The following is a 16,365-nucleotide window of genomic DNA, read 5'->3' as shown; positions in this document are numbered from 1 at the left end:
TCAGGCAAAAATCGTCACGGTCTGTCGGCTCATGGCGATCAACTGCCCGTCTGCATTCCACAGCTTCGCGGCGGCATGACCGTAGCCGTCGGCGGCGTGTTCGATTTCAACCAGGTATTTGCACCAGTCCAGCGTGCCCAGTTCAAGCAATGGCTGAACGAATTCGATAGTCCAGGTCAGGGTACTGCCCATCGCCGGTTTGTTCAGGTGCGGTAGCAACGCCGGCGGCCAGGCGTCGACCAGCGCAAGAATATGCGACTCACGGACCGCCTCTTCCTTCACGTCCCCACGCAAACGCACCCAGCCGCCCATCTCGCGGGATTTGTTACCAGTGAACGGCAGCCCGCCGACACTCCAGCGCATCGCCAGATGACGCATGAACTCCGGGGTCACGCCTTTGATATAGGGCAATTCCTGGCAATCGTCCCAGTGTTTCATCTGCGGTGCAGGGTCAGCGATCACAGCCACTTCGGATGGACGCGACGCGCCGAAACTGCCCTGGATCAAGGTCACCACCTGGCCCTTCTGCATCGCCCGGCCCAGCACCTGGCTGACCGCCTTGCCTTCACGCAATACTTCGACTTCAAAACTGACCGGCACTTCGGGCTCGACCGGCCCGACAAAGGTGATCGCCAGCGAACGCACCGGACGATCCGCCGGTACCTTTGCGCGCATGGCTTCGTATTGCAGAGCGGCCACCAGGCCACCAAAACTGGCCCGGCCTTGGGCCCATTCGGCCGGGATAGACAGCTCGCGCGGCTGGCTGCGGACGGTGTCGAGCAGATCGGAGAAGCGCATGGAAACCTCAAAGACGGGAAAAGAATGCAGGGATCTTAACCAGCCGGCGAGGATGGCACAGGGCTTATTCTGGCCAAATTGACGGACAGATAAGCCGCGTTCGGTTTGAACACCGATTCCATGCCCAACACAAAACCAAATGTAGGAGCTGGCTTGCCAGCGAAAGCGGTGTCACAGGCAACAATAATGTTGAATTTGACGGCCTCTTCGCTGGCAAGCCAACTCCTACAGGAGTTTATGTATGCCCATTTGTGGTGGTTCGCCCCGGGATTTTCGGGTTTTCAGGATTTGAAGCAGGCGGCGCTGAGTTTGTCGAGGACACGATCGGCGCGTTTTTCGGCCTTGGCCAGATCGGTTTTCCAACCGGCCACACAAGGCTGCAAATCCGCTTCTTCTTCGGCCCTGGCCAGCCATTGCCAGCAATCGTGCCAATCGCCCAAGGCGCCCTGGGCGGCCTTCAACCTGGGCATGGCCGCCTTAGGTAAACGGTCCAGCTCGGGATACGCTTCGATGCCATAGCGCACGCGCTTGATCAGCAGGCGCAGACGATGGCGATCATGGGCCGGGTCATGCAGCGCCTCATCCAGTTTCTTCCATTGTTTGGCCAGGCGCTTTTCAATGTGCTTACGCAGCCCCTTGAGCAGGCCTTGTCGTTGGGAAGCGCGCAAAAACCGCGGAAACGCGTCAAGGATCATCAGCAATTGCGCAAGCGTAGGGCCGGCTGCCACCACTGGATAAACCTCGGCCATTTGTGCCATGCGCCGGTGCGCTGCCTCGGGTTGATCGTGCTCGAGCAAATACGCCGCCAATACTTCGCGATCGCGCAATGGCGTGGACAGATCACCGACCGCGGACGCAGCCGTTTCCAGCTGTTCGACGCCCGGCAAGCCGCGCAATGGCCGCAGCAAACTGCGCAAACGGCGAACCGTGGTGCGCAGGTCATGCAGCGCTTCAGGGTCGGTGCGGGCACTCAGGCGCGCCTGGCAGGCCAGCAAACGAACTTCCAGGCCCAGGACCCGAGCCACCAACCGATCAACCAAGGCAGACATCATTTAGCTCCCTGAATCGAATTTCACCAGTGATTCATCATGCCTCAACGCCCGGCGCGAGATTCACGAATATAGAAACGCGCCTTCTCGGCTTTCTTGGTACAGCCTTCGAACGCTTCGAACTGCTGCTGGGTCTTGGCGCCGGTCAACAGCGACAGCGCCTTGGAATAACTGACGTTCCCGGCAAACCCTTCAGCCTTGGCCAGGTCCAGTTCGCGCCACGCGGCATCGATCCCGCTGGCGCAACTGTCGCGATAGGCGGTTTTGCCGGCGCATCCGGCGAGTGCCAATGCAATCATGGGCACACAGATCCAGGCTTTCATCACTCACACCTCAACGATAGGTAAACAGTCGTGCTTTTAAGACGGTCAGGCGCTGGAAAAGTGCCTTCGCCCCACCGCGCAAACTCTGGCGGTCGGGAAGAATACCCATCTGCCGCCATGGAGTGTCGAAAAAACGACGCGAATGCCCCACCGGGCGACCCTGGCGATTGAAGCGCGGCCCTCGATAGGTGCATTGTTGAACCTTGTCAGACGAGGACGGTTCATGAAAAAGCGCGTCGCACTGGTGCTGGGCTCGGGAGGAGCCCGGGGCTATGCCCATATCGGGGTCATTGAAGAGATCGAGCGACGTGGCTACGACATCGCCTGTATCGCCGGTTGCTCGATGGGTGCAGTGGTCGGCGGGATCTACGCCGCCGGCAAACTCGACGATTATCGCAACTGGATCGAGAGCCTCGATTACCTGGATGTGTTGCGCCTGGTCGACGTCAGTTTTCGTCTGGGCGCGATACGCGGGGAGAAGGTCTTCGGGCAAATCCGCAAGATCGTCGGCGAGATCAATATCGAAGACTTGCGCATTCCCTACACCGCAGTGGCCACCGACCTGACCAACCAGCAGGAAATCTGGTTTCAGGAAGGTTGCCTGCACCAGGCCATGCGCGCCTCGGCGGCAATCCCCAGCCTGTTCACCCCGGTGATGCAAGGCAATCGCATGCTGGTGGACGGCGGCATCCTCAACCCTTTGCCGATCGTGCCGGTGGTGTCGAGTCATTGCGACCTGATCATTGCGGTCAACCTCAACTCCACCAACCAGCGCCATTATCAACTGCCGGTGATCCAGCGCCCGGCCGCGTTCAAGACCCGTTTCGACAGCCTGATCAACTCGCTTGGATCGAAACTGCCCTTTCGCCGCAAACAGGCCGAGCAATTGCTGTTGCTGGAAAAGGAAGCGTTACTGGCCGAAGGGGCTGATATCAACCCCTGGATCGAATCCGCCGAACCCGAAGCCCAGCAACCGGCCGCCGCGCCTGAACGCGATGGCGCGCCGAAGTCCGCCACCGGTTCGTTCATCATCGACAACGTGGGCCCGGCCTCGTTGCTGGACTTGATCAACCAGAGTTTCGAGGTGATGCAGACCTCGTTGGCGCAGTACAAGATTGCCGGTTATCCGCCGGATATCCTGATCAACGTACCGAAGCGGGTGTGCCGGTTTTTCGAGTTCTACAAGGCGCCGGAGCTGATCGCGCTGGGGCGGGAGATTGCGCGGGATACGCTGGATCGGTATGAGAATGAGCAGAAGCGGGATTCCTGAAGCTCTCGGTTGACTGTCAGGGCCCTTTCGCGAGCAAGTCGAAGAGGCCCTATCATTCAAAAGAGAACTAAAGGCTGTCATCACTCAACAGCCGATACCCCACCCCCGCCTCGGTTACGATAAACCGCGGCCGGGTCGGATCATCGGCCAGTTTCTGCCGCAGATGCCCCACCACAATCCGCAAATAGTGACTGTCCTCGGCATGGGTCGGCCCCCAGATATCCTTGAGCAACTGCTGTTGGGTGATGACCCGCCCCGGATACCTGGCCAATTGCGCCAGCACCGCGTACTCCTTGCGGGTCAAAGCCACTTCGACACCATCGAGCAGCACCCGGCGATACGCCAGGTCCACGGTCAGCGGGCCGAACGTCAGTGCCGCCTGTTGGGCTTCTCCGGCCGGGGCCTGTCGCAACAAGGCGCGTATCCGCGCCAGGAATTCCTGGATACCGAACGGCTTGGTCACATAGTCGTTGGCACCGCCATCGAGGGCTTCGACTTTCTGCCCTTCGCCGGCACGCACCGACAGCACCAGCACCGGCACCGTCGACCATTCACGAAACTCGCGCAGCACGTCCTGACCGTCCATGTCCGGCAAACCGAGGTCGAGCACCAGCAGGTCCGGTTTGTTCAACGCAGCCTGAGCCAGGCCTTCGGTGCCGGTGCCGGCTTCCAGCACTTTGTAGCCCTGGGAAGCGAGGCTGATGCGCAGGAACTTGCGGATCTGCGGTTCGTCGTCGATGACCAAAATGGTCGCGGTCTGGCTCATGGTTTCCGATCGCGGCAAAGTGAGAGGCAAAGGGTATCAGGCTTCACTTTCAAAGCCTGGTTGTTCCTGCACCGGCAAGTGAAGAGTGATACAGGTGCCGCGGCCTTCGATGCCGTCGGCGACACTGATCCGCCCGCCATGGGCACCGACCATGCCCTGACAGATGGCCAGCCCCAGCCCTGTGCCCTGTCCGCCCCGATCGCCCCGCGCTGCGGTGTAGAACATGTCGAAAATTTTCGCCCGCTCCTCTTCCGGAATTCCCGGTCCTTCATCGCTCACCGCAAAACACAGCTCGCTGTCGTCGGCGTCGACGCGCAATTGCAGGCGCCCGTGAACCGGTGAAAAGCGTGCAGCGTTTTCCAGCACGTTGACCAGTGCCTGTTCGATCAGCGCGGCGTGGACGAACAGCAGCGGCAGCTGTGCCGGCACTTCGGTGCTGACCTGCAAGGGTGCCAGCACCGCGCGCAGGCGATTGAGCGCACTGCCGACGATGTCGGCCGGCGATACCCAGTCCCGCGCCAGCTTCAGGGCGCCGTGCCCGAGACGGGTCATGTCCAGCAGATTCTGGATGTAGCGATCGAGACGCTCGGCCTCATCACGCGTGCCTTCGAGCAGCTCCCGGCGATCCTCCAGCGGGATGGCTTCGCCGAGGGCCAACAGGCTATCGATGCTGCCGCGCATGGAGGTCAGCGGCGTGCGCAAATCATGGGACACCGACGCCAGCAAGGCACTGCGCAGTTGTTCGGTTTCGCCGTGCAGCCGCGCCGCTTCCAGGTCCTCGGCCAATTGCGCGCGGGCCAGCGCCTGGGCCAACGGCTGGCTCAACGCGGTCAACAAACGCCGACGCTGGCCGCTCAACGCCTGACCTTCCTTGGCGCTTACCCCGAGCAGCGCCAGCGGTCCGTCCTCCACCGACAGCGGCCACCACCACCAACGGCCGAACGGTAAGGTGCCGGTGCCGGCGCCCGCTGGCTGATCGTGTTGCCAGGCCCAATCGGCAGCGGCGCGTTCGGCTTCGGAAAACTCCAGCGGCCCGCCGGTTTCGACTTTCCAGCCACTGGCCCCGTCGCGATCGAGCAGGCACACCTTCAGATCGGTCCAGCCGTTGAGATGCTGGGCCGCCGCGCTGACCACGGCCTGGCGATCGGTGGCGGCAGTCAGTTTGCGCGACAGGTCGAGCAATTCGGTGGTCTCTTCCTGGGTGTCGCGCAACGCCTGCAATTGCCGACGCTGCCGGGCCGCGAGATTGCCGGTGAGCGCCGCCATCAGCAGGAAGAACAGCAAGGTCAGGACGTCTTCTTCACGCTGGATGCTGAGGGAGAAATTCGGCGGAATGAACAGAAAGTCATAGGTCAGAAACGACAGCGCCGCACAGGTCAGCGCCGGCCCGAGGCTGCTGCGCACCGCCACCAGCAAGACCGCGGCGAGGAACACCAACGAGATATTCGGCAGCGGCAGAACACTGGCCACGGCCCAGGCCAGCGCACTGGCCAATACGGTCGCCACGACCGCCAGGGCATAGTCGAACCAGACCAGCGACTGCGCCGAACGCTGGCGCGGTTGATGCCGCTGGTGATCGCTGTCGAGGACGTTGATTTCCAGGCCGCGGGCATCGCGCAGCAAGCGTGACGCCAGACCGCCGCCGAACAGGCGCCGACGCCAACGCGGCCGGGACTGGCCCACCAGCACCAGGCTGGCACGACGTTCGGCGGCGTGCTGGATCAGGGTTTTCGCCACCTCGCCGGCACGCAACAGCACCACTTCACCACCGAGGCGCTCGGCCAGTTGCTGGGCGCTTTGCAGGCGCAGGCGCGATTGCTCGTCGCGCACGCTGCCGTTGTCCACATGCACCAGGCTCCACGGCAGATGCCGACGCTGGGCGACGCGACTGGCATGACGCACCAGGCGTTCGGCCTGGGCATCGCCATCGACGCCGACCAGCAGGCGACCGCGCACCGCCGGTGCTGCCTGGCCGAGCTGGCGATAGCCCTGGGCCAGATCATTATCGACCTGGGCGGCGGCGGTCTGCATCGCCAGTTCGCGCAGGGCGGTGAGGTTGGTCTGGGTGAAGAACGCGTCGATGGCCGCCCGCGCCTGCTCCGGCACGTAGACCTTGCCCTCGCGCAAGCGCTCAAGCAGTTCGCGCGGGGGCAGATCGACCAGCAGCAATTCGTAGGCCTCTTGCAACACCCAGTCCGGCAGGGTCTCGCGGACCTGCACGCCAGTGATGCCGCGCACCTTGTCATTGAGACTTTCCAGGTGCTGAACGTTGACCGTGGTGAACACGTCAATACCGGCGGCGAGCAGCTCCTGGATGTCTTGCCAGCGCTTGGCGTGGCGACTGCCGGGGGCGTTGCTGTGGGCCAACTCGTCCACCAGCACCAGTGTCGGCCGGGCCGCGAGCAAGCCGTCGAGGTCCATTTCTTCGAGCATCACCCCACGGTATTCCGAACGCACCAGCGGCTGCTGCGGCAAGCTGCCGAGCAGTGCCTCGGTTTCGGTGCGGCCATGGGTTTCGACCACTCCGGCGATGACTTTGACGCCCTGTCGCAGTTGGCTGTGGGCCGCTTGCAGCATGGCGTAGGTCTTGCCGACACCGGGCGCGGCGCCGAGGAAAACCTTGAGCCGGCCACGGCCGTCCCGGGGCAGGTCTGCTAACAGCGCGTCGGCGCGGCCGGAATTGCTCATGCTTGAAGCTCTCTATTTTCAGATGTTGTTGTGGTGATTGTCTTATCGCCATCGCGGGCAAGCCCGCTCCCACAGTAGGATGATGGATAAACAATGTGTGGCCACCATAGATCCTTGTGGGAGCGGGCTTGCCCGCGATTGGCGCCACCTCAAATCTACAATTTCTCCAGCGCCATATTCAGCGCCAACACATTCACCACCGGCGGCCCTACCAACGGTAACTCGATGTGCGCTTGCAGCAGCTGCTCAAGCGTCGACACCGGCAGATTCCGCGCCGCCGCCACTCGCGCCAGTTGATAGGCAATCGCGGCCGGAGGCAAGTGCGGATCAAGGCCGCTGCCCGAGGTGGTCAGCAGCGCCAACGGCACCGCCCCCTGGCCGGGCACGAGCAGTTTATTTGCCTCGTCGATCACCCTCGCGGCCAGCGCCGGGTTGCTCGGCGAGAGATTGCTGGCGCTGCTCGACACGGTGGCAAATGCACCGGCCGATGGCCGAGGATGGAACCAGGCGTCACCGGCGAAATCCTGGGCGATCAACGCCGAACCACGGACCTTGCCATCGGTGTCTCGCACCAGGCTGCCATTAGCCTGATCCGGAAACGCGACCTGGGCGATACCGGTGACCACCAAGGGGTAGGCGACGCCGGTGATCAGCGTCATCAGGAGCAACAGACTCAAGGCCGGACGTATCAGAGTGGACATTTCAAATTCCTCGAATTCGGTAACAAATACAGCGTTCAATCAGTTGGACCGTGTCGTCTTCTTCGCGAGAGGGTGCCGCGTTCATCCAGACAGTACGCGTTATCGTTAACGCCCATCGCGAGCAATCGAGCGTCGACCGGCTGCTCCTACAGGGGGTGTTCGGTCAAACCAGATGCAACCCCGTCAACAACATATCGATCGCCTTGATCCCCACGAACGGCACCACAATCCCGCCCAGCCCGTAGATCAGCAGATTGCGCCGCAGCAACGCCGCCGCACTCGCCGCCTGCACCCGCACACCGCGCAAGGCCAATGGAATCAGCACCACGATGATCAAGGCGTTGAACACGATCGCCGAGAGGATCGCGCTCTGCGGACTGCTCAGGTGCATGACGTTGAGCACGCCGAGTGGCGGGTAGATCGAGGCGAACAATGCCGGAAGGATCGCGAAATATTTGGCCACGTCGTTGGCGATGGAGAAGGTCGTCAAGGCGCCGCGGGTCACCAGCAACTCCTTGCCGATCTGCACCACGTCCAGCAGCTTGGTCGGATCGCTGTCGAGGTCGACCATGTTGGCCGCCTCGCGCGCCGCTTGCGTGCCGTCGTTCATCGCCATGCCGACATCCGCCTGGGCCAGGGCCGGGGCATCGTTGGCGCCGTCACCGCACATGGCGACCAGGCGACCGTCGTTCTGTTCATGGCGAATGCGCGCCAGTTTCTTCTCCGGCGTGGCTTCGGCCAACACGTCATCCACGCCGGCCTCGGCCGCAATCGCTGCCGCCGTCAGCGGGTTGTCGCCGGTCACCATGACGGTGCGGATTCCCAGTTTGCGCAGCTCGGCGAAACGTTCGCGGATGCCCGGCTTGACCACGTCCTTGAGGTGAATCGCGCCAAGCAGTTTGCCGTCGACGCAGACCAGTAACGGTGTACCCCCGCTCTGGGCGATCTTGTCGATTTCCCGGGACAGGGCCGGCGCCAGATCGGCACGTTTCAGGCCGACGAAGGCCAGCAGCGAATCCACCGCGCCCTTGCGATAGACACGACCCTGGTAGTCGACACCGGACAGGCGAGTCTCGGCACTGAACGGCAATGCCGTCAGCACTTCGAGGGCTGGCTCGGGCTGTGGATGAGTCCCGCGCAGGTACTCGACAATGGATTTGCCTTCCGCCGTGTCATCGGCCAGCGAAGCGAACAGCGCGCCTTCGGCCAGCTCCCTGGCGCTGACACCCGGCGCGGCATGCACCGCGGTGCAACGCCGATTACCGAAGGTGATGGTGCCGGTCTTGTCCAACAGCAGGACATGCACGTCCCCCGCCGCTTCCACCGCGCGACCGGATTTGGCAATCACGTTCAGCCGCACCAGGCGATCCATCCCGGCAATCCCGATGGCGGACAACAACCCGCCGATGGTGGTTGGAATCAGCGTGACCAATAACGCCACCAGGAATACCAGCGGCAAGCTGCCATTGGCAAAGTGGGCGAAGGGTTGCAGGGTGACGACCACCAGCAGGAAGATCAGCGTCAGACCGATCAGCAGGATGTCGAGCGCCACTTCGTTCGGGGTCTTCTGGCGTTTGGCGCCTTCGACCAGGGCGATCATGCGATCCAGGGTCGACTCACCAGGGTTGGCGGTGATGCGCACCAACAGCCAGTCGGAGACCAGCCGGGTGTTGCCGGTGACCGCCGAACGGTCGCCGCCGGACTCACGGATCACCGGCGCGGATTCACCGGTAATCGCCGCTTCGTTGACTGCCGCGATGCCTTCGATCACCTCGCCGTCACCGGGGATCATTTCTCCGGCTTCAACGCGTACGACATCGCCCTTGCGCAAGCTGGCAGCGGGCACGACCTCGAAGGCGCCACTGGTGGTTTGGCGTCGGGCGCTCAAACCTTCGCTACCAGCCTTCAAGCTATCGGCGCGCGCCTTGCCGCGACCTTCGGCCAGGGCTTCGGCGAAATTGGCGAAGAGCACGGTGAACCAGAGCCACAGCGCGATTTGCGCGGCGACGAAGGTCGGCACGGCGCTGTCGGTAATGAAGCACAGCACGGTGGTCAGGATGGCGGCCAGCTCCACCACCAGCATCACCGGTGCCCGCTGCAATTGTCGTGGGTCGAGCTTGACGAAGGCTTGCACCAGCGCCGGGCGCCACAGCGCCGAGATCGCGGTTTTCGGTTGCCCCTGGGCCTTGACGGTAGCGGTTTCAATTACGGGCATATTCATATCCTGCTCCTAAAATAAAGAGGCTCAGAAGCCCATGCTCAGGTGTTCGGCAATCGGGCCCAACGCCAGGGTCGGCAGGAAGGTCAAACCACCCACCAGCAAGATGGTCACGGTCAACAGCGTCACAAACAGCGGGCCATGGGTCGGGAAGCTGTTCTGGCCGATCGGCGCGGTCTTCTTCATCGCCATGCTGCCGGCCAAAGCCAGTACCGGCAGGATGTAACCGAAACGACCGATCAACATGCCCAGGCCCAGCATCAGATTGTGAAAGGCGCTGTTGGCACCGAAGCCGCCGAACGCCGAACCATTGTTGGCACTGGCCGAGGTGTAGGCGTACAGCAACTGACTGAAACCATGGGCACCGGGATTGCTCACCGCCGCGACAGGGCCGGGCAGACTGGCCGCAATGGCGCCGAGCACCAGCACGCCGACCGGCATCACCAGCAAGGTCACCACCAGCAGCTGCACCTCCCTGGCCTGCAGTTTCTTGCCGAGATATTCCGGCGTGCGACCAATCATCAGCCCGGCGAGGAACACCGCGATCAGCACGTTGAGCAACATGCCGTACAGCCCGGCGCCGACGCCGCCGAAAATCACCTCTCCGACCATCATGTTGAGCAGCGCCACCATGCCGCTCAGCGGGTTGAGGCTGTCGTGCATGCCGTTGACCGAACCGTTGGACGCCGCGGTGGTGGTCACCGACCACAACACCGTGGCGGTGGTGCCGAACCGCACTTCCTTGCCCTCCAGCGGCGCGGTCTGTTCCACGGCGACGTGGTCCAGGGTCGGGTTCGGCTGGTACTCGGCCCACAGCGAAGTTGCGCCGCCGATCAGGAACAGCGCCAACATGCAGGCGATGATCGCGCGGCTCTGGCGCAGATCCTTGACGTAGTGGCCGAAGGTGAACACCAGCGCCACCGGAATCAGGATGATCGAGGCCATCTCGAACAGGTTGCTCCAGGCCGTCGGGTTTTCGAACGGATGCGCCGAGTTGACGCCGAAGAAGCCACCACCGTTGGTCCCCAGTTGCTTGATCGCAATCTGACTGGCAGCCGGGCCGAGCGGGATCACCTGCTCGACGCCCTGCATAGTCACGGCATTCACGTAATGCGCGAAGGTTTGCGGCACGCCCTGCCACACCAGAAACAGCGCCAGTAGCAGGCACAGCGGCAGGAGGCCATAGAGGGTGGCGCGGGTCATGTCGACCCAGAAGTTGCCCAGGGTTGCGGTCGACTTGCGACCGATACCGCGACACAGCGCCACCAATACCGCCAACCCGGTTGCGGCGCTGACAAAGTTCTGCACGGTTAGGCCGGCCATCTGGCTCAGGTAACTGAGGGACGCTTCACCGCTGTAGGCCTGCCAGTTGGTGTTGGTCATGAAACTGATGGCGGTATTGAACGCCAGGGTCCATTCCTGACCCGGCAAGTGCTGCGGATTGAGCGGCAAATGGCCCTGGAACAACAGGATCATGAACAACAGTACAAAGCCCGCAAAGTTGAAAGCGAGCAAGGCCAGGGTGTATCGCTGCCAGCTCTGTTCGGCCTGCGGATCAACGCCGGCCACTGTGTAACACCCGCGCTCGACCGGCCCGAGGATCGGGGTCAGCCAGGTGCGTTGCCCCTCCATGACCTTGTAAAAGAACCGCCCGAGAAACGGCGCCGGGATCAGCACCACGGCCAGGAAGGCGAGGATCAGCCAATAGTCATAACTGTACATGGCCGCTCCTATGTCCGGTCCGCGCGCAACAGCGCAACCAACAGATAAATGAACAGCCCCACTGCCAGCAGCAGTGACACCCCGTCCAGAACGCTCATGGAAATTCTCCGTGTGACGGCGTATTGCCGCGTGCAGTCATTGTCCGCAGGGAGGCTGTAAAGGAGCGAGATCGAGGGGGGTGGCAAGGTATAAAGAAAGCGTAAAGAATGGGTCACAGGCGTATTCGGGCGCAGCTCTACGGGATCATCCCGCGAGGCGTGGTGGATTGAGCCAAAGGGACACCTGCTACTCGCATCAGTGCGCGCTTCAAGCAAGAATGTCGGCCATTGATGACTATTGCCGGAGCGTTACCCATGAATGTAATCAACACCGATTTGCCCGGCGTTCTGATCATCGAACCGAAAGTCTTCGCTGATGAGCGAGGTTTCTTTTACGAGAGCTTCAACGCCAGGGCTTTTGCGGACGCCACTGGCCTGGACACTCAATTTGTCCAGGACAATCACTCGCGCTCGCAAAAAGGCGTATTGCGCGGGTTGCATTACCAACTGGAAAACACCCAAGGCAAACTGGTTCGCGTGACGGTTGGTGAAGTACTCGATGTCGCCGTGGATATCCGCCGCAGCTCCCCCCATTTCGGCAAATGGGTCGCTGTGCGCCTGTCCGCCGAAAACCATCGCCAGCTCTGGGTCCCGGAGGGTTTCGCCCATGGTTTTGCAGTATTGAGTGATGTCGCCGAGTCCCTCTACAAAACCACCTGTTACTACACGCCCTCTGCCGAGCGCAGCATCCGGTGGGACGATCCGGACCTGGCCATTGACTGGCAACTGGACGAAGCACCGCAACTGTCCGCCAAGGATCAGGCTGCGAAGTTGCTCAAGGACGCTGACGTCTTCTGCTGACCTTGAGCGATCATCAGTTGCATCACCTCGTCCCTGCCCACAAGCTACGACCATTGGCATTATCGACTTACTGAAAAAGGCTGGCCAACATGCGTATCCTCATTACCGGCGGTGCCGGCTTCATTGGCTCTGCCGTGATTCGCGAGCTGATTCGGCACACCGAGCATGAAGTGCTCAATCTGGACAAGCTGACCTACGCCGGCAATCTTGAATCGCTGACCAGCATTGCCAACGACACTCGCTATGAGTTCGTTCAAGCCGACATCGTTGATCAGGTGACCGTCAGCGCGGTACTGGCACGTTTCCAACCGCACGCGATCATGCACCTGGCAGCGGAGTCCCACGTCGACCGCTCCATCGACGGACCTTCGGATTTCATCCAGACAAACATCGTCGGCACCTACACCCTGCTGGAAGCCACACGTGCCTATTGGCACACCCTGGCCGCGCCGGAAAAAAGCGCCTTTCGCTTTCATCACATTTCCACTGACGAGGTCTACGGCGACCTGAACGGCAGCGATGATCTGTTTACGGAAACCACGCCCTACGCCCCGAGTTCGCCCTACTCCGCCAGCAAAGCGGCATCCGACCACCTGGTTCGCGCCTGGCACCGCACCTATGGCCTGCCGGTGCTGTTGACTCACTGCTCAAATAATTACGGACCGTTTCACTTCCCTGAAAAACTCATTCCGTTGGTCATTCTCAATGCCTTGGCCGGCAAGCCGCTGCCGGTGTACGGCGATGGCCAGCAGATCCGCGACTGGCTGTTCGTCGAAGATCACGCCCGGGCGCTGCTCAAGGTGCTGACCACGGGCATTGTTGGCGAGACTTACAACATCGGTGGGCACAACGAACAAAAAAATATCGAGGTGGTGCGAAGTCTCTGCGCCCTGCTCGAAGAACTGGCACCGCACAAGCCTGAGGGTGTCGAGCACTACGCCGATCTGATCACGTTCGTCCAGGATCGTCCTGGCCATGACCTGCGCTACGCCATCGATGCCGGCAAGATCGAGCGCGAACTGGGCTGGGTGCCCCGGGAGACATTCGAAACCGGCTTGCGCAAGACGGTCCGGTGGTACCTGGACAACCTGGACTGGTGTCATCGGGTTCAGGATGGCAGCTACCAGGGTGAACGCCTTGGCGCCATCGACTCCCGGGAGTTGCTCGCATGATCAAAGGTATCGTATTGGCAGGCGGCTCGGGCACACGCCTTCATCCCATCACGCTCGGAGTGTCCAAACAGCTGTTGCCGGTCTACGATAAACCGATGATCTACTACCCGATTTCAGTCCTGATGCTGGCCGGGATCAAAGACATTTTAGTGATCTCCACTCCACAGGATCTGCCTCAGTACCGCAATCTGCTGGGTGATGGCAGTCAGTTCGGAGTGAGTTTAAGCTATGCCGAGCAACCGTCTCCGGATGGACTGGCCCAGGCGTTACTGATTGGCGAAGCCTTTATCGGCGACGATTCGGTGTGCCTGATCCTGGGCGACAACATTTTCCATGGCCAGCACTTCAGCGAGCAGTTGCACAACGCGACAACACGCTGTTCGGGCGCCACCATATTCGGCTACTGGGTCAAAGACCCGGAACGCTTCGGGGTGATTGATTTCGACAGCCAGGGCCGTGCGTTGTCGATCGAAGAAAAGCCGCAAACACCGAAATCCAGCTATGCCGTCACCGGCCTGTATTTCTACGACAACGATGTCGTGCAGATCGCCAAGTCGATAAAGCCTTCGGCTCGTGGCGAACTGGAAATCACCGACGTCAACAATGCGTATCTCAACCGCGGCGATCTGCACGTCGAGCGATTCGGCCGCGGTTTCGCCTGGTTGGACACAGGCACCCACGACAGCTTGCTTGAAGCGTCTCAATACGTGCAGACCATCGAACACCGTCAAGGCCTGAAGGTCGCCTGCCTCGAAGAGATCGCGTATGAAAATGGCTGGATCAACCGCGCTCAGCTACTGGAACGTGCGCGCTATTTCGGCAAGACCGGATATGGCCAGTATCTGGCCAAGCTGGCCGGTGAGACACCATGAATAGGTTTGGAACCGATCAGCGCGGCGCAGGTAAACGCTTGCTGGGGGTTGATCCGCTTCCATGAGAATTCTCATCAGCGGCCAGCATGGCCAGGTCTCACGCGAACTGCAGCGTCGACTGAGGGGAATCGCCGAATTGATTGTGCCGGGGCGCGATCGGCTCGATCTGGCGCTGCCCGATCAGATTCGCCAGCAGGTGCAGCAGGTACGTCCCGATCTGATCATCAACGCCGCGGCCTATACTTCGGTCGACCTGGCCGAAAGCGAGCCGCAGACAGCCTTCGCCGTTAACGCGGTGGCTCCCGGCATTTTTGCCGAGCAAGCGCTGATCCTCGGCATCCCGTTGATTCACTACTCGACTGATTATGTATTCGATGGCATGAAGACCGGCGCTTACCACGAAAGCGACACGCCGAATCCGCTCGGAATTTACGGCCAGAGCAAGCTGGCGGGCGAACGGGCGATCATCGATGTACAAGGCCAACATCTCATCCTGCGCACCAGCTGGGTCTATTCGATCCATGGCCGCAATTTTCTGCTGACGATGCAGCGCCTGCTGCAAGAAAAACCGGAGGTACGCGTTGTCGCCGATCAGATCGGAGCGCCTACCTGGGCAGGCACAATTGCCAACAGCACCCTTTCCCTGATCGAACGCTGGCAGGCGGGTGACGTTGCTGCCTGGGGTACCTATCATCTGACTGCCAGGGGTCAAACCTCGTGGTTTGGCTTTGCCCAGGCAATCGGCGAAGCACTACGGCAACAAGGGAAGCCCTGTGCCAAGCTGTTGCCCATTCTTTCCAGTGATTATCCGACGTCGGCGACCCGGCCGCTCAACTCATGCCTGGATTGCAGCCGGCTGCAACTCGATTGGGGCGTCAGGCAACCGGACTGGCAAACGGCGTTGCGCGAATGTCTTGCCAAGGGGTGAACACAATGATGCCGATGCTTGGGCGGATACGCTGCTAACGAGCCCTGCACAACTCCCATGTAGGAGCCGGCTTGCTGGCGAATGCATCACCACGGTACTTCTGAAACACCGTGGCGTATGCATCGCCAGCAAGCCGGCTCCTGCCAGGATATTCGGCGTACACTGCAGATCAGGCATAGAATGGAACCACTGCGAAAATAAATCGCTCAAAGTGGTATGCACGATCGATTGGCGAAACCCGCCAATCGGCCTGCCCTCAAGGAGAGCCCTATGCCCTGGTATGCCTGGTTGATTCTGATCGTTGCAATCGGCTCGATCGTTGGCGGCTTGATGATGCTGCGCGACACCGCCAACAAGGTCGAATTGACCGAAGAGCAACGTAAACGCGTCGCGGAACGCAATGCGCAAGCGGATGCCAAGGATGCGCAGGACCGCTAAATCAAAAGATCGCAGCCTTCGGCAGCTCCTGCCGGGGGTTCCATAGGAACTGCCGCAGCCTGCGATCTTTTCGCTTTTATTTCTCCCGATCCGCCTGGCAATGGGCAAGCCATGCAGCTCTTTATTCGCTGCACGCTCCGTGCTGACTCCAGCCCGCAAGCAATGAATCCTGCAACTGATAAATCTCCACCCCAAGCGGCGACAGACGCTTGGCGGATCCTGCGCATCCGGTCCCCACATGGCCAGCGAAAGATCGCCGCAGATCGACAACGCACATCGCAGATCGATTTGGGCCTCGCGGCGTACTCAGCCGCCATTTGTCGCACTCGACCAGCATTCATGTATCTGTCGATCTCGCACCCGCCAGGGGCGTCGGAAATCCAATCGCAGGTAAACGAATAGTCAATTTTCGTGCCAGCTAAATCGATACAGCAAAGACCAAGTTGGACGCATCTGCATGCTTTTTAGCAATAAAAGTACAGTCACCATCCAATTTTCATTGGTTAAGATGGGGACATTGT

Annotated in this window: 15 protein-coding genes and 1 pseudogene; 6 read left to right on the top strand and 10 right to left on the bottom strand. The window is 61.1% G+C overall.

From position 1 onward, the window contains the following. From J2W17_RS02295 to J2W17_RS02285, 3 genes are all read right to left on the bottom strand, one after another. Window positions 1-798, bottom strand: coding sequence for an acyl-CoA thioesterase (locus J2W17_RS02295; RefSeq protein WP_307328552.1), 798 nt, complete (start codon window positions 796-798; stop codon window positions 1-3). 281 nt (window positions 799-1,079) lie between these two features. Next, window positions 1,080-1,847, bottom strand: coding sequence for a CHAD domain-containing protein (locus J2W17_RS02290; RefSeq protein ID WP_307328548.1), 768 nt, complete (start codon window positions 1,845-1,847; stop codon window positions 1,080-1,082). A 44-nt stretch (window positions 1,848-1,891) separates the two neighbouring features. Then, entirely contained in the window at window positions 1,892-2,170 is a 279-nt protein-coding gene (locus J2W17_RS02285) for a hypothetical protein (protein ID WP_307328545.1), read from the bottom strand. Window positions 2,171-2,393: 223 nt separating this feature from the next. Here J2W17_RS02285 and J2W17_RS02280 point away from each other — a divergent pair, with 223 nt between their 5' ends. Continuing rightward, window positions 2,394-3,440, top strand: a complete 1,047-nt coding sequence (locus J2W17_RS02280) for a patatin-like phospholipase family protein (protein WP_307328542.1) — start codon at window positions 2,394-2,396, stop codon at window positions 3,438-3,440. 67 nt (window positions 3,441-3,507) lie between these two features. Here the strand turns inward: J2W17_RS02280 and J2W17_RS02275 are convergent, their stop codons facing one another. From J2W17_RS02275 to kdpF, 6 genes are all read right to left on the bottom strand, one after another. Beyond that, a complete protein-coding gene (locus J2W17_RS02275) occupies window positions 3,508-4,206 on the bottom strand; it encodes a response regulator (RefSeq protein ID WP_307328539.1) in 699 nt (232 codons plus the stop codon). Between the two features lie 36 nt (window positions 4,207-4,242). Beyond that, a complete protein-coding gene (locus tag J2W17_RS02270; RefSeq protein WP_307328536.1) occupies window positions 4,243-6,894 on the bottom strand; it encodes a sensor histidine kinase in 2,652 nt (883 codons plus the stop codon). A gap of 155 nt (window positions 6,895-7,049) precedes the next feature. Beyond that, entirely contained in the window at window positions 7,050-7,595 is a 546-nt protein-coding gene (gene kdpC / locus J2W17_RS02265; protein WP_307328533.1) for a potassium-transporting ATPase subunit KdpC, read from the bottom strand. 163 nt (window positions 7,596-7,758) lie between these two features. After that, window positions 7,759-9,816 (bottom strand): potassium-transporting ATPase subunit KdpB, encoded by a 2,058-nt coding sequence (gene kdpB, locus J2W17_RS02260; RefSeq protein ID WP_307328530.1) that lies wholly within the window; start codon window positions 9,814-9,816, stop codon window positions 7,759-7,761. A 24-nt stretch (window positions 9,817-9,840) separates the two neighbouring features. Continuing rightward, the gene (kdpA, locus tag J2W17_RS02255) at window positions 9,841-11,535 is read right to left on the bottom strand and encodes a potassium-transporting ATPase subunit KdpA (protein WP_307328527.1); all 1,695 of its coding nucleotides are present in this window, start codon (window positions 11,533-11,535) and stop codon (window positions 9,841-9,843) included. Between the two features lie 8 nt (window positions 11,536-11,543). Further along, entirely contained in the window at window positions 11,544-11,633 is a 90-nt protein-coding gene (kdpF, locus tag J2W17_RS02250; protein WP_007950940.1) for a K(+)-transporting ATPase subunit F, read from the bottom strand. Between the two features lie 255 nt (window positions 11,634-11,888). On the opposite strand from kdpF, the gene rfbC reads away from it, so the two are divergent. From rfbC to J2W17_RS02225, 5 genes are all read left to right on the top strand, one after another. Then, complete coding sequence (rfbC, locus tag J2W17_RS02245) at window positions 11,889-12,434, top strand: dTDP-4-dehydrorhamnose 3,5-epimerase (RefSeq protein WP_307328521.1); 546 nt, start codon at window positions 11,889-11,891, stop codon at window positions 12,432-12,434. An 89-nt stretch (window positions 12,435-12,523) separates the two neighbouring features. After that, on the top strand, window positions 12,524-13,606 hold the full coding sequence (rfbB, locus tag J2W17_RS02240; protein ID WP_307328518.1) for a dTDP-glucose 4,6-dehydratase: 1,083 nt from the start codon (window positions 12,524-12,526) through the stop codon (window positions 13,604-13,606). Beyond that, on the top strand, window positions 13,603-14,478 hold the full coding sequence (rfbA, locus tag J2W17_RS02235; protein ID WP_307328515.1) for a glucose-1-phosphate thymidylyltransferase RfbA: 876 nt from the start codon (window positions 13,603-13,605) through the stop codon (window positions 14,476-14,478). Before rfbB ends, rfbA begins: the two co-directional genes overlap by 4 nt. A 61-nt stretch (window positions 14,479-14,539) precedes the next feature. After that, window positions 14,540-15,406, top strand: a complete 867-nt coding sequence (rfbD, locus tag J2W17_RS02230) for a dTDP-4-dehydrorhamnose reductase (protein WP_307328511.1) — start codon at window positions 14,540-14,542, stop codon at window positions 15,404-15,406. 270 nt (window positions 15,407-15,676) lie between these two features. Then, a complete protein-coding gene (locus tag J2W17_RS02225; RefSeq protein WP_111450692.1) occupies window positions 15,677-15,844 on the top strand; it encodes a DUF2897 family protein in 168 nt (55 codons plus the stop codon). Window positions 15,845-15,937: 93 nt separating this feature from the next. On the opposite strand, the pseudogene J2W17_RS02220 reads toward J2W17_RS02225, so the two are convergent. Continuing rightward, window positions 15,938-16,138 (bottom strand): annotated as a pseudogene (locus J2W17_RS02220) (hypothetical protein); the annotation flags it as partial. Window positions 16,139-16,365 lie beyond the last annotated feature (227 nt).

The organism is Pseudomonas lini, assembly GCF_030812475.1.
Taxonomy (GTDB): Bacteria; Pseudomonadota; Gammaproteobacteria; order Pseudomonadales; family Pseudomonadaceae; genus Aquipseudomonas; species Aquipseudomonas lini_A.
This window is presented reverse-complemented; position numbering and strand designations above follow the sequence as displayed.